22 protein-coding genes are annotated in these 20,076 nt (G+C 45.2%); 15 read left to right on the top strand and 7 right to left on the bottom strand.

All coding sequences use genetic code 11. The annotated features are described in order from the left end of the window. The first annotated feature begins 85 nt into the window (after window positions 1-85). Window positions 86-469 (top strand): hypothetical protein, encoded by a 384-nt coding sequence (locus FAI40_03305; protein QCE34441.1) that lies wholly within the window; start codon window positions 86-88, stop codon window positions 467-469. Between the two features lie 65 nt (window positions 470-534). On the opposite strand, the gene FAI40_03300 is transcribed toward FAI40_03305, so the two are convergent. Next, entirely contained in the window at window positions 535-1,674 is a 1,140-nt protein-coding gene (locus tag FAI40_03300) for a hypothetical protein (GenBank protein ID QCE34440.1), read from the bottom strand. A gap of 204 nt (window positions 1,675-1,878) precedes the next feature. On the opposite strand from FAI40_03300, the gene FAI40_03295 reads away from it, so the two are divergent. Beyond that, window positions 1,879-1,995 (top strand): hypothetical protein, encoded by a 117-nt coding sequence (locus FAI40_03295; protein QCE35734.1) that lies wholly within the window; start codon window positions 1,879-1,881, stop codon window positions 1,993-1,995. A gap of 55 nt (window positions 1,996-2,050) precedes the next feature. Here the strand turns inward: FAI40_03295 and queF are convergent, their stop codons facing one another. Next, a complete protein-coding gene (gene queF, locus FAI40_03290; protein ID QCE34439.1) occupies window positions 2,051-2,518 on the bottom strand; it encodes an NADPH-dependent 7-cyano-7-deazaguanine reductase QueF in 468 nt (155 codons plus the stop codon). 273 nt (window positions 2,519-2,791) lie between these two features. On the opposite strand from queF, the gene typA reads away from it, so the two are divergent. The 6 genes from typA to FAI40_03260 all read left to right on the top strand — a co-directional run bounded on the left by typA (window position 2,792) and on the right by FAI40_03260 (window position 7,283). Next, window positions 2,792-4,612, top strand: coding sequence for a translational GTPase TypA (typA, locus tag FAI40_03285; GenBank protein ID QCE34438.1), 1,821 nt, complete (start codon window positions 2,792-2,794; stop codon window positions 4,610-4,612). 203 nt (window positions 4,613-4,815) lie between these two features. Further along, complete coding sequence (locus FAI40_03280; GenBank protein QCE34437.1) at window positions 4,816-5,289, top strand: hypothetical protein; 474 nt, start codon at window positions 4,816-4,818, stop codon at window positions 5,287-5,289. A gap of 197 nt (window positions 5,290-5,486) precedes the next feature. Further along, window positions 5,487-5,984, top strand: coding sequence for a hypothetical protein (locus FAI40_03275; protein QCE34436.1), 498 nt, complete (start codon window positions 5,487-5,489; stop codon window positions 5,982-5,984). Between the two features lie 369 nt (window positions 5,985-6,353). Next, on the top strand, window positions 6,354-6,623 hold the full coding sequence (locus FAI40_03270; protein ID QCE35733.1) for an antibiotic biosynthesis monooxygenase: 270 nt from the start codon (window positions 6,354-6,356) through the stop codon (window positions 6,621-6,623). Between the two features lie 23 nt (window positions 6,624-6,646). Beyond that, entirely contained in the window at window positions 6,647-6,877 is a 231-nt protein-coding gene (locus FAI40_03265; GenBank protein ID QCE34435.1) for a hypothetical protein, read from the top strand. A 163-nt stretch (window positions 6,878-7,040) separates the two neighbouring features. Beyond that, window positions 7,041-7,283: a hypothetical protein gene (locus FAI40_03260; protein QCE34434.1), complete on the top strand. Its 243-nt coding sequence runs from the start codon at window positions 7,041-7,043 to the stop codon at window positions 7,281-7,283. A 98-nt stretch (window positions 7,284-7,381) separates the two neighbouring features. Here FAI40_03260 and FAI40_03255 read toward each other — a convergent pair whose 3' ends face one another. From FAI40_03255 to FAI40_03245, 3 genes are all read right to left on the bottom strand, one after another. Further along, on the bottom strand, window positions 7,382-7,672 hold the full coding sequence (locus FAI40_03255) for a hypothetical protein (protein ID QCE34433.1): 291 nt from the start codon (window positions 7,670-7,672) through the stop codon (window positions 7,382-7,384). Window positions 7,673-7,861: 189 nt separating this feature from the next. Beyond that, complete coding sequence (locus tag FAI40_03250) at window positions 7,862-8,047, bottom strand: hypothetical protein (protein QCE34432.1); 186 nt, start codon at window positions 8,045-8,047, stop codon at window positions 7,862-7,864. A 109-nt stretch (window positions 8,048-8,156) separates the two neighbouring features. Next, window positions 8,157-10,367, bottom strand: a complete 2,211-nt coding sequence (locus tag FAI40_03245; GenBank protein QCE34431.1) for an FUSC family protein — start codon at window positions 10,365-10,367, stop codon at window positions 8,157-8,159. A gap of 267 nt (window positions 10,368-10,634) precedes the next feature. Here FAI40_03245 and FAI40_03240 point away from each other — a divergent pair, with 267 nt between their 5' ends. After that, window positions 10,635-10,874 carry a hypothetical protein gene (locus FAI40_03240; GenBank protein QCE34430.1) on the top strand — a complete coding sequence of 80 codons (240 nt, stop codon included), beginning with the start codon at window positions 10,635-10,637 and terminating at the stop codon, window positions 10,872-10,874. Window positions 10,875-10,977: 103 nt separating this feature from the next. Next, window positions 10,978-11,751 carry an SDR family oxidoreductase gene (locus FAI40_03235; GenBank protein QCE35732.1) on the top strand — a complete coding sequence of 258 codons (774 nt, stop codon included), beginning with the start codon at window positions 10,978-10,980 and terminating at the stop codon, window positions 11,749-11,751. A 301-nt stretch (window positions 11,752-12,052) separates the two neighbouring features. Here FAI40_03235 and FAI40_03230 read toward each other — a convergent pair whose 3' ends face one another. Next, complete coding sequence (locus FAI40_03230) at window positions 12,053-12,553, bottom strand: N-acetyltransferase (protein ID QCE34429.1); 501 nt, start codon at window positions 12,551-12,553, stop codon at window positions 12,053-12,055. After that, the gene (locus FAI40_03225) at window positions 12,550-13,611 is read right to left on the bottom strand and encodes an NAD(P)/FAD-dependent oxidoreductase (GenBank protein ID QCE34428.1); all 1,062 of its coding nucleotides are present in this window, start codon (window positions 13,609-13,611) and stop codon (window positions 12,550-12,552) included. Before FAI40_03225 ends, FAI40_03230 begins: the two co-directional genes overlap by 4 nt. 189 nt (window positions 13,612-13,800) lie before the next feature. Between FAI40_03225 and tsaE the strand changes: the two genes are divergently transcribed. From tsaE to addB, 5 genes are all read left to right on the top strand, one after another. Then, a complete protein-coding gene (gene tsaE / locus FAI40_03220) occupies window positions 13,801-14,280 on the top strand; it encodes a tRNA (adenosine(37)-N6)-threonylcarbamoyltransferase complex ATPase subunit type 1 TsaE (GenBank protein QCE35731.1) in 480 nt (159 codons plus the stop codon). A 316-nt stretch (window positions 14,281-14,596) separates the two neighbouring features. Further along, on the top strand, window positions 14,597-15,205 hold the full coding sequence (locus FAI40_03215) for a hypothetical protein (GenBank protein ID QCE34427.1): 609 nt from the start codon (window positions 14,597-14,599) through the stop codon (window positions 15,203-15,205). A gap of 122 nt (window positions 15,206-15,327) precedes the next feature. After that, entirely contained in the window at window positions 15,328-16,365 is a 1,038-nt protein-coding gene (locus FAI40_03210; protein ID QCE34426.1) for a site-specific DNA-methyltransferase, read from the top strand. Then, the gene (locus tag FAI40_03205; protein ID QCE34425.1) at window positions 16,362-16,868 is read left to right on the top strand and encodes a hypothetical protein; all 507 of its coding nucleotides are present in this window, start codon (window positions 16,362-16,364) and stop codon (window positions 16,866-16,868) included. Before FAI40_03210 ends, FAI40_03205 begins: the two co-directional genes overlap by 4 nt. Window positions 16,869-16,972: 104 nt before the next feature. Further along, window positions 16,973-20,074, top strand: coding sequence for a double-strand break repair protein AddB (gene addB / locus FAI40_03200; GenBank protein QCE34424.1), 3,102 nt, complete (start codon window positions 16,973-16,975; stop codon window positions 20,072-20,074). The last annotated feature ends 2 nt before the right edge of the window (window positions 20,075-20,076 follow it).

Raw genomic sequence — 20,076 nt, 5'->3', positions numbered from 1 at the left:
GCCTTTTAAGGGGCTGTTGCTGGTGTAGGAAAGGCGTATATTCCAAGAGTCTTAATGCCCCATTTTGCTAAGAGGGTGAAAAAAAATGCATCTCCATTTTATAAATGTGATTTTACAATATTGCGTCGCTATTTTTAGTTTTTTTGCGGCCATTGCCTGGGTTTATGCGTCTCAGGTAAAGGTTCTTTATTCTGACCATCGGACACTCATGAAAAACAGTATTGAGTTCCATGGGGACAAGGTTAATGTGGGTCAGAAGATTTTCGATAAAAATACAGATAAGGATGAAGTTGTTCACACGCAGGATGCGTTTGTGAATATGGACGGCCATTTTGCAGGGACGTTTGAAGAGCATGGAAAAACCTATGCGTTTTTTGCGACATTGCGGCGGCAGGGGCGTTATAATTCAATAGCGGCTGTGCTGACGGGCATTGCCTGTACGTGCCAGCTTCTTCAGACATTCTTTTAAAAGAAATTGAGTCTTTAAAAAGCGCCCTGTTTTTGTTTTAGGGCGCTTTTTTAGTTTGAGGTAATTTACCAAGCATACATGACGGCAATCTGAGGGGCGAGTGTTCGGGACGTGTTATGTCCTGCCGCTGTTACCTGCACCCCTGCAATGAGTCCTAAGACACCGTTTGGCGCATATTCAATTGCAGGCGCAGCGCTCCAAGCTGTGGACCAGCCAGTATTTTGGCTAAACGCGCATTGCGCCTGTGTGCAGCCATTATGCCCGTAGCTGTAAGTGCCTCGGATATTGGTGGTCGATCCCCAATCTTCGTAAAGATCCAGGGCAAAGAGCCAGCGTTTGGTGATTCCCAGCTCCACCGCAATGCCTTCCTCTCCTGTCGATCCAGGATGGGCTGATCCTCTAAAGCCCTCGCCCGTGCCATAGGAGGTTGTGTTTTTCAGGCTGGCATCGCCTAAGGGGGTTCTTGCAACGGCCCACCAGCGGACACGCATCGCTTGTTTAAAGAAAGGCTCAACAAATTGGCCGTTAAAGCCGTAGCGCAATTTCCATACACCTGCGCCAACGCCATCAGCTGCACGTTCAAGGTTGTTATAAGCGCCTGTCGGAGCGGAAGCGCCGAAAACAACACTGATAGAAGGCGAATAAGTGTCCGTAAAACGGTATTCTAAATCAAAAGGCAAATCATCAAAGCCAACATGCGAGTTTTTATTGGCAGTGCCATCTTGTGGCGTCCATGAATAGCTAAAGGCAGGGGTAATATCTACCGAAAGGTGATCTGTAGGCGCACCTTTGAAAAACCATGAGCTTGTGAGGGAATCATATTGTGATCCGCCATGCTGTATGAGATTGCCGTGAGAGTCATAATTCCCTGTTGGAACGGTCGCAACCGTGTAAGGTTCGAGAGCCCACATGCCTTTTGGAAAGGAAGGCGAAGGGGAGAGCAAAGACCCGGTCCAAGAATGCGCTGGGACAGGTTTTTTGGGCTCAATCCACTTCATTGGGATTTTCATCCAGTCTGGCTGGTCTTTGATATCGAGACTATAACCAGCGAAGGAATTCGGCGCTTTCGCAAGAGGTGAAAGGGCTAGTCCTGCAATAATGAAACGTAGGAGGGAGTGTTTTTTGAGGCAGATTCTTGAGGTCGGTTGCCACCGTTTTTTGTTCTTTCGACAGGCGGCAGAGGGAAGTAATTTATCGTGGCGCATTATTTTCCTGAGTCACATCATCATGTCGGTTATGGGCGGACATATTGTTCCAATAACCAAGTGAACAGAGAAGGTAACCTGACATTTTTTGTACAAAAATAAATGCAACTGTTGTAATCACGGCTGTCATTGTTGTTGTTGATTGTACAAACATAAAATGTCCCTTCAGATGATGAAGACTTCGGAAAATCAAAAAGCAGAAACATCGACGTAAAAAGGTCTGATTCTAGACCTGTATCGCCAGTGCCAACGCTTAAAACTAAAAAAGATAGAAAAAATCCAAGGCTGGATTATATCGGTTTTCGTAAGGGAGGCAAGTGAAAGCCGTTATAAAAGTGTCTAGATTATAACGGAGTATTCACTTGCCTCTTAGATTTCAGCGTCCTCGATAAGGGGGGACAGCTTGTTCTGGAATCCAAACGCCTTTGGGCGGTTCGCCTGTTTGATAGAAAACATCAATGGGCATACCGCCTCTGGGATACCAATAAGCGCCAAGACGCAGCCATGTTGGTTCGAGAAGCTCGATAAGCTTGGTTGCAATGGTGACAGAGCAATCTTCATGGAAAGCGCCATGGTTGCGGAAGCTGGAGAGGTAAAGCTTTAAAGATTTGCTTTCAACAATCCAGTTTTTGGGAATGTAATCTAAAACCAAATGCGCAAAATCAGGCTGGCCTGTGATGGGGCAGAGGGATGTAAATTCGGGTGCAGCAAAGCGTACGAGATAATTTTTCCCCTGATGCGGTGAAGGCACACGTTCGAGTTTTGCTTCTTCAGGACTTTGTGGAAGAGGGCTGTTCTGCCCAAGCTGAGTCAGGGAAGAAAGCGGATTTAATCCGTTGGACATAGATGAAATTTTCCCTTGTAAATTTAAATTCAGATGTCAGAAAAAGAACTTATTTTATAACAGTAATCTGTCAAAGGGGTAAAATACTTGCAAAAAAACGGAATTGGGCGCAAAATACGAACCTTAATAATTTAGAAATTTGACAGACAGATCGTTATACAATTTTGTTATTTTCGGTAACCTATTGCCAACCTCTTCTGGTTTTTGCGAACTGCGCTGTTTCCCGCTTTAATTTTAAGCATTCTCTTCTTTAGTAGATGTAACGAAAGTTTTATGACCGATATTCGCAATATTGCCATTATCGCCCACGTTGACCATGGCAAAACCACGTTGGTGGACGAGCTTCTTAAACAATCAGGGGCTTTTAGAGAAAACCAGCATGTGGCAGAGCGGGCGATGGACCGCAATGACCTAGAGCGTGAGCGTGGCATTACCATTCTTGCAAAATGCACGTCTGTTGTTTGGAAAAATACCCGTATCAATATTATTGACACCCCAGGCCATGCCGATTTCGGTGGTGAGGTGGAGCGTATTCTCTCCATGGTTGATGGTGTTGTTATTCTGGTCGATGCGGCTGAGGGCGCATTGCCCCAGACAAAATTTGTGTTGACCAAAGCTTTGGCTCAAGGGATTCGTCCTATCTTGGTTGTTAATAAGGTTGACCGTAGCGATGCACGCCCAGATGAAGTGCATGATGAGGTTTTTGACCTTTTTGCAGCTTTGGGTGCGAATGATGAGCAGCTTGATTTTCCAATGCTCTATGCTTCTGGCCGTCAGGGCTGGGCAGATGAGACGCTGGAAGGCCCGCAAAAAGACCTTTCTGCGCTGTTTGAGCTGATTGTCCGCCATGTGCCTGCGCCAAATCTTCCAAAAGATGCGCCTTTTGCTATGGTTGCCACCATTTTAGAAAGCGACAATTTCTTAGGACGTATTTTGACAGGCCGTGTCGAGCAAGGCCGTGCCAAAGTCAATATGCCCGTTAAGGTTCTTAAACCCGATGGCAGTGTGGCTGAAACAGGCCGTTTGACAAAATTGCTGGCCTTCCGTGGGTTGGAGCGTGTTGCGGTTGAAGAAGCCGAAGCAGGCGATATTATTGCCATTGCGGGTCTTGCAGAAGCAACGATTCCAGACACAATCGCAGCGCCAGACCAGGCAACCCCATTGCCATCTACTCCTGTTGATCCGCCAACCCTTTCTATGACGTTTAGAATTAACGATGGCCCATTGGGTGGACGTGAAGGTAAAAAAGTAACCTCCCGTCAGATTCGTGACCGTCTGTTCCAAGAAATGGAAGGCAATGTCGCTATTCAAGTGACAACCAGCCCAGAAAGCGAAGCGTTTGAAGTCGCAGGGCGTGGTGAGCTTCAGCTTGGTGTGTTGATTGAAACGATGCGTCGTGAAGGTTTTGAGTTGACAATCGGTCGCCCCCGTGTGCTTTTCCGTGAAGATGAGAACGGTCAGCAGACAGAGCCATTTGAAGAAGTCTTGATTGATGTCGATGAAGAATTCTCTGGCGTTGTTGTTGAGAAAATGTCTTTGCGTAAAGGTGTTTTGCAGGATATGCGTCCTTCAGGCGGTGGAAAAACCCGTTTGACCTTCTTGATTCCTTCCCGTGGTTTGATTGGGTATCATGGGGAATTCCTCACAGATACACGCGGTACAGGTATTATGAACCGTTTGTTCCATGATTATCTGCCTTATGCTGGTAAAGTCGAAGGCCGCCGTAATGGGGCTTTGATTTCCGCAGAAGATGGTAAAACAACACCTTATGCGCTTTTTGCTTTGCAAGATCGTGGTGTGATGTTCCTCGGTGCTGGGGAAACCATCTATACAGGGATGATTTTGGGTGAGCATTCCAGAGATAATGACCTTGAAATTAACGCTGTTCGTGAAAAGAAACTCACCAATATGCGTGCTTCTGGCAAGGACGAAGCGCCTGTTCTCGTTCCACCACGTCAGTTGAGCTTAGAGCAAGCGATTGCGTATATCGAAGATGATGAGCTGGTCGAAGTTACCCCTTCTGCTATTCGTCTCCGTAAGCGTTACCTTGACTCCAACGAGCGCAAACGTATGTCCCGTAAGAAAGAAGACTAATTTCTTTCTAACAGGAAACGAAAAGAACTCGGAAAAGGCAGTGAGCAATCACTGCCTTTTTTGGTTGGCGGTAGAGTACATTTTTGTCTTTTGGAAAAAGTAGAATATTTAAGCTGATTGTTTTATGTTTTCGCCTGTGGTGTTGTTTCGCTTCACGTCTGCAAGCGCTGAAAATAGAGAGATCGTTGTCCAAAGGATAAGAAATGAAACGAATAAGAAGAGTATTATCTGTATTGCCTGCGGTTTTTCTCTTATCTGCCTGTGGAAACGGCGCTCCAAGCAAGCAGGAGGTCGAAGCGCTTTTTACCGTGAAGCATGATGACAACACGATTAAAGTTACTGACTTGCGTTGTCACTCTATTGAAAATGGCGCTTTTTCATGTTTTCTTGCCTATCAGCGTTATTTCACCGAAAAGGGCGCTGCGCTGGAGCTGAAACTTAAATCAGGCGGAACTTACGGGCTTCGCTCTAAGAGGGATCAGGCGGCTTTTCAGGCGAAGTATCCAGAGATAAAAGCAGGGGGCATTCATGGGGGAATTATCGAAAAGACCGATGCAGAATTTCATAAAGTCAATGGAAAGTGGGAGACGGACGCTTTTCCGTCCTTTTATCAGCAAGTCCTTCAATCGGGGCAAGATGATGCGGAGCGTGTGAAAAGCATTACAGACATTTTCTAGCCTTCAAACTGCGGATTTTCTGATGACTTTTCGGCTTTATCCTTGAATCTAAGACTCTTTTTGCTTTCAGAAGTTGTGAAAAAGAGAGAGAACAGATTATAGTTGAGGAATCCGCTATGGCTTTTTGAGGAAAGGTTTGAAAAGTGCGTTTTCAGGAGCATTCTTTTTCGGCAAGCTTATTTAAAAAATCGAAAAAAATGACTGTTGCTTTACTGTCTTTTTCCTCTCTTGCAGGCTGTGCCTCGGCAACTAATGGCAGTTCACAAAAGCTCTTTATTTATTCCAATCCAGAAGCGGCTGACTGTAAAATTTATCAGGGTGGCCTTCTCAAAGAACAGTTTAAAACGCCTCATTATGTCAAATTGCAGAGAAGCCGTGAGCAGGATTTGATTTTGAATTGCGCAAAATCAGGTTATCAGCTTTTTGCAAAATCATGGGATCCCGATTTGACAGCGGCTTATATGGGCAATACAGGGGGATTTTTAGTGTCCCTAGTGTCCCTTTCGGCTTTTATTCCAGCCTCTGGGATTTTTGCAGGCGGTGCTGCCTATGATCAGGCGCATCAATCTGCTTATGGCTATCCTAAGGATATTGAAGTTGAATTCCGTCCGTTGAAAAAAGGGAGTCCAGAGGAGGCTTTACCAGAGAATTTTCAAAAGCCCTCTGACGTGAAAGCGCCTTCTACGCCTCTATGAGACTCTTAAAAACAGGTATAAAAGAAAATAGACCTTAATTTTGTAAAAATAATTTGTTTAGGGCGTTTGTCTTTGCCTTCTTTTGAAATTTGGCATTAGCTTGCCTCGGTTAAAGAAAGGTCTCTTTATTTAAAGATGTTAAAAAATATGAATTTTAGAACTTTTTTGAAATCTTCTTTTTTTGTCGCTGCATTTTTGGCTGCTGGAGAGACTTTCTTGCCAGCTTCTGCCCATGCTGAAAAAACCATTGAAGCCAGCGCTCTAAAGGCGGTTTTGGGTTACGTTTTGGAAGAGGATAATCAGGCAGAGGAAAAAGGGGCTGAGGTCGTCACAGAGACAGAAGACGGGCAGATCAACCTCTATGCCACGATGGAAGCCATTCCGGGGCGTGCCTCAGAGCTTTCTAAATTGTTAGCGGATTTGGCAAAAAAGGTTCGGGCAGAACCCGGCAATATTCGTTATTACGTCTATCAAGCGCAGGATAATGGGACGATTTTCTATATTGAGGAAAGCTATAAAAATGAGAAAGCTTTCCATGACCATATGGAAACGGAACACGGCAAATCTTTTGATCAGGCCATTACACGCCTTGTCATAGGCGGAAAGTCGAAAGTGATCTTTCTCAAAGATGTTGCCTAATCCTTAAGTGAAAGGGGCTGGCATTGGAAGAGAAGTTTGAAAAAGCGCAGCAAGAGGGAGAGAATGGGGCAGCCCCGAAAGGGTTTTCGGCTCATTTCTGGACGTTTGTTCTTATTCTGGTTGGCATAGCGCTTTTTCTAACATTGCTGGTGTTTTGCTCCGGGTTTTTACCGCAAGATGATGGTCGCTTGCTGAATCTGATTTACCTTCTGATGGTTCTCATCGTTTTAATTGTCCCATCCTATTTGCGGTAAGATTTTTGCTTGTGTCTATCCTATCACGTTGTTTGAAATAATGTGTCGATCTCTCTGGAAAAGGCGGATTTTATGGGTTTTTCTTGACTTTTGACGGAAAAATAGACATCTTGAAGTGGGGGGATTTTTCCTATAAGAATATTTTACTGTGTAAGGTGTAGAAATGGTAAATAGAGTCGATGTTACAACCGCAAAAGAAGACGTCTCAGCAGGTTTTGGTGACGGCAATGGCGAAGGTCTAGGCAACACAACACAGGCTGCGCAGGATTCTATCGCTCAACAGGTTAAAGCCCTTCAGGCTGAAGCTGCAAAAATTGTTGGAGATTCCTATGATGAGGCGCAGGCACGTTTGAAAATTTCTCAGAAAATCAGCCGTTTGCAGGATCAGGACGCAAGAACCCGTTAATTTATTGGGATAGGAAGGCACGGCTTTCCTATCCTTGCAGATTATTTTTGCGTTTAAAAAGGCGGTGGCGTTTTCCACCGCCTTTTTTTATGGACTTTTTAAGAGACGGCTTTTTTATCCGCCTCTGCATGTTGTTTTAGCTTTTCTTTTTCTGATTCTTTAATTTTGATCCAATGAGAATGATTATTGGGGTCAGGGCGTGTATGTTTCACCCGTGGAAAATGAAGCGTATCGGTATATTTAAAGGCGTACTCTGCCGCTTCTTCTAAGGTTAGGAAAGTCTCCATTGGCTTTTTATGGCCAATCCGAACCTCATAATATCTCAGAGGCTTTTCTTTATGGTGGGGAGGAAAGGGCTGAATATAAAGCGTCTCATATCTTTTTGTCATCCTGAATCCTTTCAGTCATAAGCGTTGTTTCGCTACCCTCTTATATGGGGATTTAAAATCTCTGTTGCCAAGAGGGGACGCTAAAAAGATGAATAGATTTTTTAATAAAGGTTAAAGATTCTTTCAGGACACGCACAAATAAAAAGGCGGTGAAAAGACACCGCCTTTGGAAGGTAAGGTAAAGGGACGTTACCGATCCACCATAATTTTAACGGCGATGCAGGCAATCCCAGCCAGAAGCAAAAAGCCTGTCATGGCTTTGAGAAGCATCATACCGCCCCAGACAACGCCAATCAGCACAAAACCGCAGCTTAAGGCAGCGATTAACAGCAGGACGCCAACAATCGCTAACCAATGATCTCCAATAAACTCCATATGACCTCACTAGAATAAAGAAACCCCGACAGGGCGAGTATAAGATATTTTGTCTAAAACATTAAAGGGGGCGATGATTTTTCTTTTTAGGCCTTAGAGTCTTAAAAGCCTAGAGTTTTAAGGATTTTGGAGGGGCATATTTACTGTCAAAGCGCTGTGATTGTGGATCGACAAGTGTCCCTTCATTGAGGAAATCACCATATTTCAGCATTAAATGTAAAATAAGACGGATATCGGTAAGCGCATAAATAAGTTCAAGCTCGGTGGCGAGATCATTGCTTTCACGGATTGCCCGATCCAGACTCATTAAGGCAAGATAGCCTGCTTGAATGGTTGCATTATTGACAGAAGGGCGCGCTGCAAAATAGCGGAGCAATGTTTTGATAGCGCGTGTGACTCTCGGTGGGAGATCACTGTCTTCTGCTTCTAACAAGGTTTCAAGGCGAATGATATTCAGGCCGACAGTTTGCGCCATAAGAAGATTGGAAATGGTAATCGGCGCGTAATGGTTTTCATTTCGGGATTCTTGGCGCACCATTAAGATGACACGGTCTAGACTTCGCCAAACCCAGTTCAGCGGAGAAATCCGATTGGAAGGCTTGGAGAGCTTGCGAAGTGCCAAACAGGTAGCATGGCAGATGCGCTTTTGCTTATCCAGAGGTTTGAAGGGCAGGCTGGCAAAGGTAAGAACAGCAAGGATAGCCCCGAAAAGGATCGCATTTGTATTGTTATAGAACTGAATCTCATTCATTAAATGGTGGTTCTGAAGACCAATCATAATGGGCAAAAAGAACTCATAAATTGCCGCAGCGCCAGAGATTGGCGGGCAGTAGCGAGCCAAGCCACCAATAAACATTAAGCCGCCAAGCGTAATAATCACGCCTTCAAACACTTTGGTGCTTGGCAGGAGAACCATCACAAGAAAAAAAGCTGCTATCCAAGCGGCTGTTGCCCCTTTGAGGAAGTTCATCACCCCTTTTTGATCTTGCAGAGGGTCACCGCTTGCGGAGTTCAGCGCCACACCAACCCCTGTAAAGGTGACCAGGATAAATCCTTGCGGCCATGCTGTAATTTCAAAGAAAAATGCTGAAATCAAAACAGCCAGAACCGCACGCATCCCGTGGCTAAAACCTTCCCGTCCATCGTGCCAGTCAGGCAGGCGGAAACGGAAATGGTCCCCACGTTCAGGATAAAGGGTGGCAACATAGCTTGAAATCGCATGTTCTAATTTATCTAAGGTGCGTTCCAGCGCTAAGCAAAGCGCACCTTCTCCGACAATGCCGCGCCCGGGATTGAGAGAGGTGTCATCTGTTGGCGCACGGTTATTGATATTTTGCTGAATGAGTTTTGTGGCGGCCCGTCTGCAAAAATTGCGGAGTTGATCCAGCTTGGAAAGACGGCTCGGAATAAGGGTCGTGTCCTGAAAAACTTCTGGTAATTGGTCTAAAACAGGGAGGGTTTTTGAAACAATTTTATTAAAGACAGGCAGGGGAACATGATGTTCTTTATAAATTTGCAAACGGGTCGAGAGATCGACAAGTTGAGAAAGAACTAAAGCCGTTTTTGCAATAACATCTCTCGCACGGTCATCAAGATGTGGGTTAATCCCGACAGTCTCAATGCCCATAAATTTACTTTTCCCCTCCATTTCTTTGATTTGAACCATAAGTTCTTGTGTGGTCGCTACGACACTGGCTCTGCCTTGCAGCAGGTCTTTGATCGTGCCTGTCGTTTTCGTTAAAATCCCAGAAAGCGTATCACACATGCTGTGATGTGATTTTGTATCCCAATTAAAGGAGAAAATGCAGGCCAGCGCCATTTCGCATAAAATGCCGATAATGACGTAGCTTCCTCTAGCGATAGCAAAATCAAAATATTGATCGCAATTTGGCGCAGCGCCGAAAGTGATAATGGTGCAGGTATAACCTGCCAGCACCCAGCTATAAGCTCTAAAATGACTAAAATAAACGGCCATGGCGCTGCAAAGACCGAGCCAGCCCGCCATAAGCGGAAACATGAGCCAAGCCTGCTGCGGCACAATGGCGGAGAGGAAGAAAGCGCCCAAAGCGCCTGTCAGCGTTCCAATAATACGCCAGCGGGCCTTAGATATACTTTCTCCACGGGTAAGGAGGGAAACCAGCCAAACTGTTTGGCACGCCCAGCCAGGACTATCTAATTCCATCCAAAAGGCAATGCCTAAAGCAAGCATAGCGGCAGCTGTTGTCCGCAGGGCAAAAAAGAAAGCTTGTGGCGAAGGGGCATAAAGCCATGCCAGCGGGAAAGATTTTCCTTGATATTGAATAAAAGTAGAAGATTTCATGGCTAGAAAAGGCTTCCCTTTAGGGGTATCTTATCAAACTGTAAAAAAATCGAAGGCAAATTTGAAATACCAACTGGGAAAATAAAGTAAAGGGAAGAGACTCTTCTACTTTAAAGAGCGATTGGAAATTATCATATCTTGAAAAGAGAGAGAATTTTTTTCTTGTTTATTTGGCATTCATTATGGAATGTCTTTCCTTTTCAAAGGAATTTTTGATGAAATCGGCCCGAGGGCCGTTTTAAACACGAGAGGTGAAAGAGGGCAGTTATGAGCGACAAGTCAAACATGGAATCTGAAGTTGCAGAGCTTAAAAATCTTCTTAGTGACGCCGAAAACCGCCTGCGTGAGCTTGAAGCGGAACAGGCAGCCTTAAAGGCACGCCGGAGCAAGAGTCTTATTCGCAAAGTTCAAAAAGTTCTCATTGCGTTTGCTGTGATTTCTCTTGCTATCAAAGGGACAAGAATGATTGCAGCGCAACGTGCGAAAAGGATTGAGGTCGAAGACTAAATAAAGATGAAATTTCGCAGTTTGTGGCAATGAAAGGCAGGAATCTCCCTGCCTTTTCTTGTTTAAACGCTTTATTATTTTGGGGAAAATTATGACAGATTTATTGGTTGATCATGCCATTGAAGGCAAAGTTGCGCTGATTACAGGGGGCGCAAAAAATTTGGGCGGTTTGCTGGCGATTGATTTGGCAAAACATGGCGCAAAAGCAATCGCCATTCATTATCATAGTGATGAGTCACGCAAAGAGGCGGAACTCACGAAAGAAGCGGTTGAAAAAGCAGGTTCTAAAGCCCTTATTTTTCAGGCGGATCTCAGCCGTGAAAAAGCAGTCGAAGATTTGTTTTTGTCTGTGAAAAATGCTTTTGGCGGAATTGATATTGCCATCAATACGGTCGGGCGTGTTCTAAAAAAAACAATTTTAGAAACAACAGAAGCCGAATTTGACACGATGAGCGCTGTGAATTCTAAATCCGCCTTTTTCTTTATTAAATTTGCAGGCAAGTATTTGAATGATCATGGCAAAATCTGCTCTATCGTGACCTCTCTTTTGGGCGCTTATACCCCTTATTATGCTACCTATGCAGGTCTCAAAGCCCCTGTGGAGCAATTCACCAGAGCCGCTTCCAAAGAATTCGCCGATAGGGGAATCTCCGTGACCGCCATCGGGCCTGGCCCGATGGATACCCCCTTCTTTTATGGCCAAGAAACGCCTGAATCTGTCGCTTATCTTAAGCAAGGGGCAGCCCTTTCCCCCTATAGTGGAAGCGGTCTTACAGAAATTGAACATGTTGTGCCCCATGTCCGTTTGATGGTGTCGGAAGGCTGGTGGATGACGGGACAGACTATTCTGATTAATGGCGGCTTCACCACTAAATGATTCACTTGATTAAGGGGCGATAGGCACAATTAAATCTGTGAGGGAAAATTCATGAACTATTTGTTCACTAAAATTTTCCTTCTCGATTTAACAGCACCTCTCGTCTCCTTACTCAAGCTCATGGGAAGTCTGTGCGTTTTTAGAAGGGAAATGTATAGGCTACTCTGTGATGCTCGGCTCATTACCCGTTCGGTAAATCGCCTCTGCTTCTCGCCTAAAAAGCGCCTTTTCCCGTCTTAGGTGGCTCAATCATCTTAATTTTGTATTTAACGGTCGGAAGCGGTTTTTTGTTTTGGAGAAGTTATAAAATTTTCTGCATGAAATGGAGGTCGAGCCACTGGCCTTTTTTGAAGCCAGCTTCTTTTAGAATCCCGGCGGAATGAAATCCGAATTTTTTATGCAGGTGTAGCGAAGCTTGATTTTCCGCATCAATACCTGCAATGAGCGTATGAACGCCCTTTTCTTTGGCAGAGCAAAGGAGACGGTGCAGAAGTTGACTGCCAAGTCCTTTGCCATGGCTGTGTTGATTAATATAGAGGCAATGTTCGGCGCTGTATTTATAGCCCGGCCATGCACGGAAAGGGCCAAAAGAGCCAAATCCAGAAACTTTTTCCCCAAGCGCAATCACAAAAACAGGGAAACCTGCTGCTTGTCGCTCGGCAAGCCATTTTGTACGGTTTTCTACGGTAACAGGTGTTTCTGTATAGACTGCATTTGTGTTTAAAACAGCTTGGTTATAAATTGCCACAATCGCAGGAATATCTCGTTCTTCTGCCTGCCGGATTGTGGCGTTTAACGTCATGATTTATCTTTAGGGGCGCAAAGGGATGTGGAATGCTCCAGATGGAGCGCCTCATCAGGGTGGGCAATTTGCCATGCGCCACGGGCGGCGAGAGACCCTTCTGCAAATCCTTGGAGGATGAGCTTTACTTTGCCGGGGCGTTTTGCAACATCGCCAATGGCAAAAACGCCTTTAAGGTCGGTTTCCATGGTGAAAGGATTGACAGGAATAGCATTTTTTTCTGCGCCAATTCCCCAGCTTTGAACCGCTTTGAGATCAGAGGAAAGGCCAAAAAAAGCAAGAAGATGCGTGGCTTTCAGCGCTTTTTCCTCGTCATCAAGTGAGTTTACAATCACTTTTTCGAGCTTGCCATTCTCGCCTTCAAGGCGGTGAAGCTGGAACGGCGTGATTTTTTCAATTTGGCCGAGCTTTACTTTCTCTTCAACAAGGTCCAGCGTTGCCTGATGCGCTCTAAATTTATCCCGCCGATGAACTAGATAGATTTTTTCTGCTTTGCCTGCCAGTGCTAGGGCCCAATCGAGGGCTGAATCTCCACCGCCGGCAATGACGATGAAAGCGTCGGTGAAAAGGCTTGCTTTACGGACGGAGTAATGAACCGATCCGCCCTCTTCAAATTCTTCAATTTGGGCTAAAGGCGGGCGGTTTGGGCCAAAAGCCCCTGGGCCTGAGGCAATCATAATGGTTTTTGCGTGGATTTTTTCACCTTGATGGGTTGTTAAGGTGAAATTTCCGGCTTCGCCTTCGAGGAAAACTGCCTTGCGTTTGAGCAAATAGCTGATGTCGAAATCTTTACCCTGCTGAAAAAGATTTTGGACGAGGTCTTCTGCCAAAATTCCCGGGCAGGCAGGAATATCATAAATTGGTTTTTCAGGATAAAGGGCGGAGCATTGACCGCCAATATGGGAAAGCGCATCAATCACAAGGCTGCTCATTCCGAGCATACCACACTGGAAAGCAGCGAATAATCCCGAAGGCCCTGCGCCAATAATGGCAACATCATAATTTTTTGAAGCGTCAAAATTAGAGGAAGGGGAAGGGTTTTCGTGAGTGTGAGGCATCGAACGCTTTTTCTCAAATCAGATGGAAAAGAATAATGATAGAGGACTATATACCCCTATCCGACATAAGTATAAATATAGGGATAAAAATTAAACTTCTAGTAGAATATGTAACAGGAAATTTGAATCTGCATGCCCCATTCGTGTGAGACTGCGCCTTTTTCGATAGCTTTCCAATCGCAAGCGGAAATGGAAAAATTTGCTGCCTTGTTAAGCAAAAGCGTTTCTTTGGGAAATTGCTTTGCCCTTCATGGGGAGATGGGCGTTGGCAAAAGTACGTTTGCCAGAGCTTTTATCCGTGCTTATTGCGATGACGCCGAAATGGAAGTGCCCAGCCCAAGCTTTGCCATTTTGCAAAATTATGGTGAGAATTTTGAGTTGTTTCACTATGATTTATGGCGTTTGGACGAGGGAAGTTCGCTAGAAGAGCTGGATTGGGAAGAGGCCGAGAAAAATATCATGCTGGTGGAGTGGCCAGAACATGCGGGAGAAGACCTTCCAGCCAGCACGATTCACTTTTTTTTCTCTTTAGAAGATGGGGAAGACGTGGAATCCCCCCGTGTGCTTCGCTGGCAAGCGCCCGAGGCGGTGGCAGAAAAATTATTACAGATTAAAGAAAATTTAATTTCTCAAAGGGCGGAGACATCGGAGAGGTATGTTGCAGACTAGGTATAAATACGCATTCGCAGCTTTGTTTTCGCTTGGCACGCTGACAGGCTGTATGACACCTGTTGAGGATCTTCGTCCGACAACCTTTGATGCCGGGAATTTAGATACGAGTTCTGAAAACCGTATTGTCACTATTCTTCATTTGATGCCAGCTAAGGCGCATGTCGATAATACAGCCAATAATCAGACAGCGGAGCAAACAGGCTCTGCGGTCGGGGCGGTGGCATGCGGTGTTGCGGCAGGGGTGACGGCAGGGATTTTTGCCGGCAGTGGCGCAGGGGTCGGCGCCGGCATTGGCGGTGCGTATTTGTGCAGCATGATTGGTTCTTGGATCGGAGATGCGATTGAACCGCCAGAGCTTCATCCAGATTCCTTGGTGATTGTGTATCAGGACCCCAACAATCCGCAAATCCGTCAAACAGTCGAAATTGCCCGTCCTTGCGAATTTAAGCCTGGAACAGCTTCGGCGGTTATTCTTAAAAATGCGAAAACAGGACAAGAGGAAACCAAGATACAGCCTAATAATTTTCAAGCCTGTCTGAGTTATAAAGAGAAAATCAAACAGGCCAAGGAAGAAGACAAAGCCGCCAAGAAAATTGCCGAAAAGGAAATGTCGCAGCGGATTAAACATCCGAATGCGCAATTACCGCCAACGGAATTGCCAGCAGGGAATGTGACCAGAATTGACCATGATGGCACGGTGCTTTTGAATGGACGTTATTTGGGCGTTGTGAATGAAGAGGGGTCTGTTAAAACGCTTGATAGCGATCAGAATGTTCAGATTTCACGGGATGGCGTGGTAAGAGACCGCACCGATCCAGACCATGAAGTGATTTTGGGCAATGTTTCCCCTGAACAGCTCGAACAAATCAGGGCCTGTAAAAATAAACTTCCGACCTGCAAACTCACCCATATTGGCTGGTGATGGGATAAAAATTTAAGGCTGGAGAGACTAAAGATATCTTTGATGAAGATTGATCTTTGATCTTTTGAAGCGATCTGGGTAGGTATTAAATGAGACCTACCCCTATTGCATAAAGAAAATTTATGATTCACTTTAGCCAAGAGCCAAGAGCCAAGAGCCAAGAGCCAAGAGCCAAGAGCCAAGAGCCAAGAGCCAAGAGCCAAGAGCCAAGAGCCAAGAGCCAAGAGCCAAGAGCCAAGAGCCAAGAGCCAAGAGCCAAGAGCCAAGAGCCAAGAGCCAAGAGCCAAGAGCCAAGAGCCAAGAGCCAAGAGCCAAGAGCCAAGAGCCAAGAGCCAAGAGCCAAGAGCCAAGAGCCAAGAGCCAAGAGCCAAGAGCCATATTATACCTCTGAAACGGTAAGATTATATCTGGGCGATTGTCTGGAGCTGTTGGAGCGTCTAGATGCCAATTCCGTTGATTTGGTTTTTGCCGATCCGCCTTATAATCTTTCAAACGGTGGATTCACCGTTAAAAATGGCAAACGTGCAGAGGTTCATAAAGGGGACTGGGATCAATCCAAAGGGATTGAAGCTGATTTTAACTTTCATCTTTCTTGGATTAAAGCCATTGAGCGTGTTTTAAAGCCAGGCGGTTCTTTTTGGATTTCGGGTACATATCATTCGATTTATCAATGTGGCTATGCGTTGCAGCGGCTTGGCATGCCGATTGTCAATGAGATTTCTTGGTATAAGCCTAATGGTGCGCCTAATCTTTCCTGCCGTTGTTTTACGGCCAGCCATGAAAGTTTGATTTGGGCACGCAAACAGGGAAAAGAAAAACATACTTTTAACTATCAGGAGATGAAGAACGGTCATTTTCCAAAAGATAGTTTGAAAAAACCTAATAAGCAGATGCGTTCTGTTTGGTCTATCCCTGTTCCGGGATCGAAAGAAAAGACTTTCGGGAAACATCCAACACAAAAGCCCTTGGACCTTTTAAGGCGTATTGTCGCAGCGTCTTCGAATAAAGGGGATGTCGTTTTAGATCCGTTCAGTGGATCAGGCACAACAGGTGTCGCTGCCCTTGAACAAGACCGCCAATATATTGGGATAGAATTAGAAAAATCCTATTTAGATTTATCCATTCAGCGGATCGAAGAGGTTTTAGGGGGATTGTTATGAGAAATCTTCCAAAGCATGGACGTGTAAGTGGTTCTCAGGCAAACTTTACAGGAAAAAAGTTAGAAGGTTTCGTTTCTAATGTTTTGATAGATTATGGCTACGAAAATAAAGGAAAAGATCAGAAGAAATCTATTTTTCAGAGACGCTCAACATTTCGAGGAAAGAGTTTTTATAGAGAAATTTATTGTGGTTCATCTATTTATGGAACAGATCGCCGTTGTGATTTTTTGGTGATTAATAAAGATTTATTTCCGAATGATTTGATTATTGAATGCAAATGGCAGTCAAAAGCAGGCTCCGTGGATGAGAAATATCCATTTGCGGTGGAAAATATTAAAAATATTGGCGTGCCTACTATTATTTTGATTGATGGAGATGGCTACAAAAAGGGCGCATTTTCTTGGTTAAAAGAACAGGTTAATAGAGATAACAATTCTCTTATAGGCGTCTACACAATGAAAGAATTTATGATTGCTACATCAGCAGAATCTCTCCTTGGTTGAGCATATACTGGCAAATAAGGAGAAATGAAACAAGCAGACAGAAAGAGTTTGAGATGGTAATTTGCAGGAAGGAATTTCTTTCAAAACCATTTTGAGATTGTTGCATGTCCCTTCATTCCCTTCCTTTACAGGCCTCTTTTTTTGAAACAATCGCCAGAGCATGGCTTGCGGAAGGGAAGGGAAAAAGCAGGCTTGAGAATTATGCCTCTGATGAGGGAATGATTTTAGTCCCAGGGCGCAGAGCAGGACGGCACTTAAGTGAGGCTTTTTTACGGGTTTTAGACGGGAAGGCGATTTTGCTCCCCCGTATTGCGGTGATTGGGGATTTAGAGGAAAGAGCGCCGATTGCTGCGCTTAACCTGCTTGTGAATCTTCCACCTGCGATTTCGCCTTTTCGGCGGACGGCAGTTCTTTCTCGCTTGGTGAAACTTTTTCAGGAAACAAGTAAGGAATCTACGCCTTCCGCTAAAAATCTTTGGGCATTGGCACGCAGTTTGGGCGAATTGATTGATGAGGCCGACAGGGCTGAGGTGTCTTTGCTGGAAGCCGTTCAAAAGGCGCAGGAAGAGCGTACAGACCTTTCCAAGCACTGGGAACAGATTGCCAGATTTCTAGAGATTGTCACCAAGGCTTGGCCGGAGATTTTAAAGAACCAAGAAAAGGCGATAGATCCCATTGCGCGCGAAGTGGAAATTCTTAAAATTCTTGCAGAGGATTTTGAAAAATATCCGCCTAAAGGACGTGTTTGGGCGGTTGGTTTTGTCGATGGTTCAACAGGGATTGGGAATTTTCTAGCTAAAGTGGCCCGTCTTGAAAGTGGAAGGGTGGTTCTGCGGGGGGTGGATACAGGTTTGTCTGCAGAAATTTGGGCGTATCTTCCCCAGTCTCACCCTCAATTTTTATTTAAAGATCTGTGTGAAAGAATGAATCTTTCAAGAGAAGAGATTGAGCCGTGGGATTTACCTTTGGCGAATAAAGACGGCACGGAACTTTCCTCGGCAGAATTAGAAAATGTCACGAGAGAAACTTTCTGGCGAAAAGCTTTTTCCCACAAGATGCAGATGGGGACAAGAATGGGAGAAGAAGGCCGGATTCCAGCCCCTGAGAAAGCGCCTGAAAATGTGTATCTGATTGAGGCGGAAGAACCGCAGGAGGAGGCCAGAGCGATTGCGCTAGCGCTTCGGGATGCGGTGGAAACGCCCTCTAAAACAGCGGCTTTGATTACTCCTGACCGTTCTTTGGCGTTGCGGGTGAATGCGGCCTTAAAACGTTTTGGCATCAATGCGGATGATAGTGCGGGGGCGACGTTGGCTGAAACGCCTTCAGCCGTTTTTTTGCGCCTTGTGGTGGAGGCTGCCTGTACAAAGTTTGAGCCTGTGGCGCTGTTAGCCCTGTTGAAACATCCTTTGACGTCTTTAGGGATTGAGAGGGTGCGTTGCCTTTCTCTGACACGTTTATTGGAGCTTAAGATTTTAAGAGGTTCGCCGATTGAAGGCGGACTAGCAGGCTTTCGGGCTAAAATTCAGTCGTTAAATTCAAAAAAATTAACGGTTGGCCAGAAACATGAGCTTGAAATTTTACTGGAAGCGCTGGAAACGGCTTTTGCGCCTCTCAAAAAGATTTTTGAGGCGCATGAAAAAGAGGCGGTAGCGGTTAAGGCCTTGTTAGATGCATTGATTGAAACAGCAGAAAATCTCTCTCTGACTCCTGAGAATCTCGAAGAAAGCAAAGAGGATCGTTATGGCCGTCATTACCGTCTCTGGCACGGGGAAGATGGTCGGCGTCTTTCGGAGCATTTGAGTGAGCTGCGAGAGATATGTGAGGATTTACCAGATCAGCCTTTACAAGAGTTTGGCGGTTTTTTGGCCGAAACCATGCGGGGCATTTCGATTACGGGATTAAGAAATTATCTTAACGGGGAAGAAGTGTCTCATCCGAGAGTCTTTATTTTAGGGATTTTAGAAGCCAGATTATTGGATTTTGATACGCTGATTTTGGGTGGATTGAATGAGGGAACTTGGCCGCCTGTGGCCGATTGCGGTCCTTGGATGTCCCGTTTAATGCGTAAGGTTGGGGGACTCTTTTTGCCAGAGCGGCGTTTGGGCGCTTTTGCACAGGATTTTCAGGTTTTTGCCTGTGGAACAGGGCGGGTGATTTTCTCACGTTCGTTAAGTAATGCGGAAAAACCTGAAATAGCTGCTTCTTGGTTGGTTCGGGCACAGGCTTTGATGGGAAAGGGAAAGAATTTCCCGCTTTTTAAAAGTTTGGCTTGGGCGAAGGCACTTGATGGTGTGGAGAAGTCAGAACCAGCAAAAGCGCCCAAACCAAGACCGCCTGTCGTATTTCGTCCCCGCTCGCTTGCGGTGACCGCTATTGAGAATTTATACGCATCGCCTTACGCCATTTATGCGAAATATATTTTACAGCTCTCGCCACTTTCAGGGTTGGGAGAGGAAAAGGAAGTAAGTGATTTCGGCGATTTGGTGCATAGAGGATTGCAACTTTTTTTTGAGAGATCGGAGACCTCGCTTCAGAGCCCCTCAAAGGAAGAGAATTTTGAAAAACTCAAAGGGATTTTTGCAAATCTTATTGAAAAAAAGACTCATCGAACACGTTTGAAACTTTGGTGGATGCCGAGACTCAAAGAGATTGCAGCGCTTTTCGTGGAAAGTGAGGAGCAGTCTTTTGCAGAAGGGCGTGAGCAAGTTTTTACAGAAATATTGCTTTCCTACCATTTTAAAGAAATTGATTTTAAATTGGTGGGCAAAGCGGACAGATTAGATCTTGTCCGTACCGAAAACGGAAAAAAAGCCATTATCTTTGATTATAAAACAGGGTCTTTGCCAAAAGCTAAGGATGTTTTGGAAGGACGGAAGCCACAACTCTTACTTGAAGGCGCTGTTTTGGAAAGAGGCGGTTTTGAGGGTCTAAGCGCTTTTGAGATTGAGAATTTGATTTATTGGCGCTTGAAGGGAAGCGGGAAGGATAAAGAACAAAAAGAGTCCCTTTTCTCTTTGTCAAAAAAAGTTCCCGAAACAGGCAAAGAACAAGGTGAAGAAATACGACACGCAATGTCGAAAATTCTCGAAAAACTGCGTGCTGAAATTGAACAATATGATTCCCCAGAGACGCCCTATGAGGTCAGAATGGGAACGGGGCCGTATGATCCCTATCCTGTTTTAGAGCGTGTTTGTGAATGGCGGTGAAA

It is taken from the genome of Acetobacteraceae bacterium, assembly GCA_004843345.1.
GTDB lineage: Bacteria > Pseudomonadota > Alphaproteobacteria > Acetobacterales > Acetobacteraceae.
Note: the sequence above shows the minus strand (reverse complement) of the source record. Positions and strands in the feature narration are given on the sequence as shown.

What these genes read in the sequence shown, in the direction of transcription:
- FAI40_03245 (QCE34431.1), bottom strand. Translation starts at nt 10,367, where the DNA reads ATGAAATCTTCTACTTTTATTCAATATCAAGGAAAATCTTTCCCGCTG.
- FAI40_03305 (QCE34441.1), top strand. Translation starts at nt 86, where the DNA reads ATGCATCTCCATTTTATAAATGTGATTTTACAATATTGCGTCGCTATT.
- FAI40_03205 (QCE34425.1), top strand. Translation starts at nt 16,362, where the DNA reads ATGAGAAATCTTCCAAAGCATGGACGTGTAAGTGGTTCTCAGGCAAAC.
- FAI40_03270 (QCE35733.1), top strand. Translation starts at nt 6,354, where the DNA reads ATGGAAGCCATTCCGGGGCGTGCCTCAGAGCTTTCTAAATTGTTAGCG.
- FAI40_03260 (QCE34434.1), top strand. Translation starts at nt 7,041, where the DNA reads ATGGTAAATAGAGTCGATGTTACAACCGCAAAAGAAGACGTCTCAGCA.
- typA (QCE34438.1), top strand. Translation starts at nt 2,792, where the DNA reads ATGACCGATATTCGCAATATTGCCATTATCGCCCACGTTGACCATGGC.
- addB (QCE34424.1), top strand. Translation starts at nt 16,973, where the DNA reads ATGTCCCTTCATTCCCTTCCTTTACAGGCCTCTTTTTTTGAAACAATC.
- FAI40_03225 (QCE34428.1), bottom strand. Translation starts at nt 13,611, where the DNA reads ATGCCTCACACTCACGAAAACCCTTCCCCTTCCTCTAATTTTGACGCT.
- FAI40_03240 (QCE34430.1), top strand. Translation starts at nt 10,635, where the DNA reads ATGAGCGACAAGTCAAACATGGAATCTGAAGTTGCAGAGCTTAAAAAT.
- queF (QCE34439.1), bottom strand. Translation starts at nt 2,518, where the DNA reads ATGTCCAACGGATTAAATCCGCTTTCTTCCCTGACTCAGCTTGGGCAG.
- FAI40_03255 (QCE34433.1), bottom strand. Translation starts at nt 7,672, where the DNA reads ATGACAAAAAGATATGAGACGCTTTATATTCAGCCCTTTCCTCCCCAC.
- FAI40_03250 (QCE34432.1), bottom strand. Translation starts at nt 8,047, where the DNA reads ATGGAGTTTATTGGAGATCATTGGTTAGCGATTGTTGGCGTCCTGCTG.
- FAI40_03280 (QCE34437.1), top strand. Translation starts at nt 4,816, where the DNA reads ATGAAACGAATAAGAAGAGTATTATCTGTATTGCCTGCGGTTTTTCTC.
- FAI40_03210 (QCE34426.1), top strand. Translation starts at nt 15,328, where the DNA reads ATGATTCACTTTAGCCAAGAGCCAAGAGCCAAGAGCCAAGAGCCAAGA.
- FAI40_03230 (QCE34429.1), bottom strand. Translation starts at nt 12,553, where the DNA reads ATGACGTTAAACGCCACAATCCGGCAGGCAGAAGAACGAGATATTCCT.
- tsaE (QCE35731.1), top strand. Translation starts at nt 13,801, where the DNA reads ATGGAAAAATTTGCTGCCTTGTTAAGCAAAAGCGTTTCTTTGGGAAAT.
- FAI40_03300 (QCE34440.1), bottom strand. Translation starts at nt 1,674, where the DNA reads ATGCGCCACGATAAATTACTTCCCTCTGCCGCCTGTCGAAAGAACAAA.
- FAI40_03275 (QCE34436.1), top strand. Translation starts at nt 5,487, where the DNA reads ATGACTGTTGCTTTACTGTCTTTTTCCTCTCTTGCAGGCTGTGCCTCG.
- FAI40_03215 (QCE34427.1), top strand. Translation starts at nt 14,597, where the DNA reads ATGATTGGTTCTTGGATCGGAGATGCGATTGAACCGCCAGAGCTTCAT.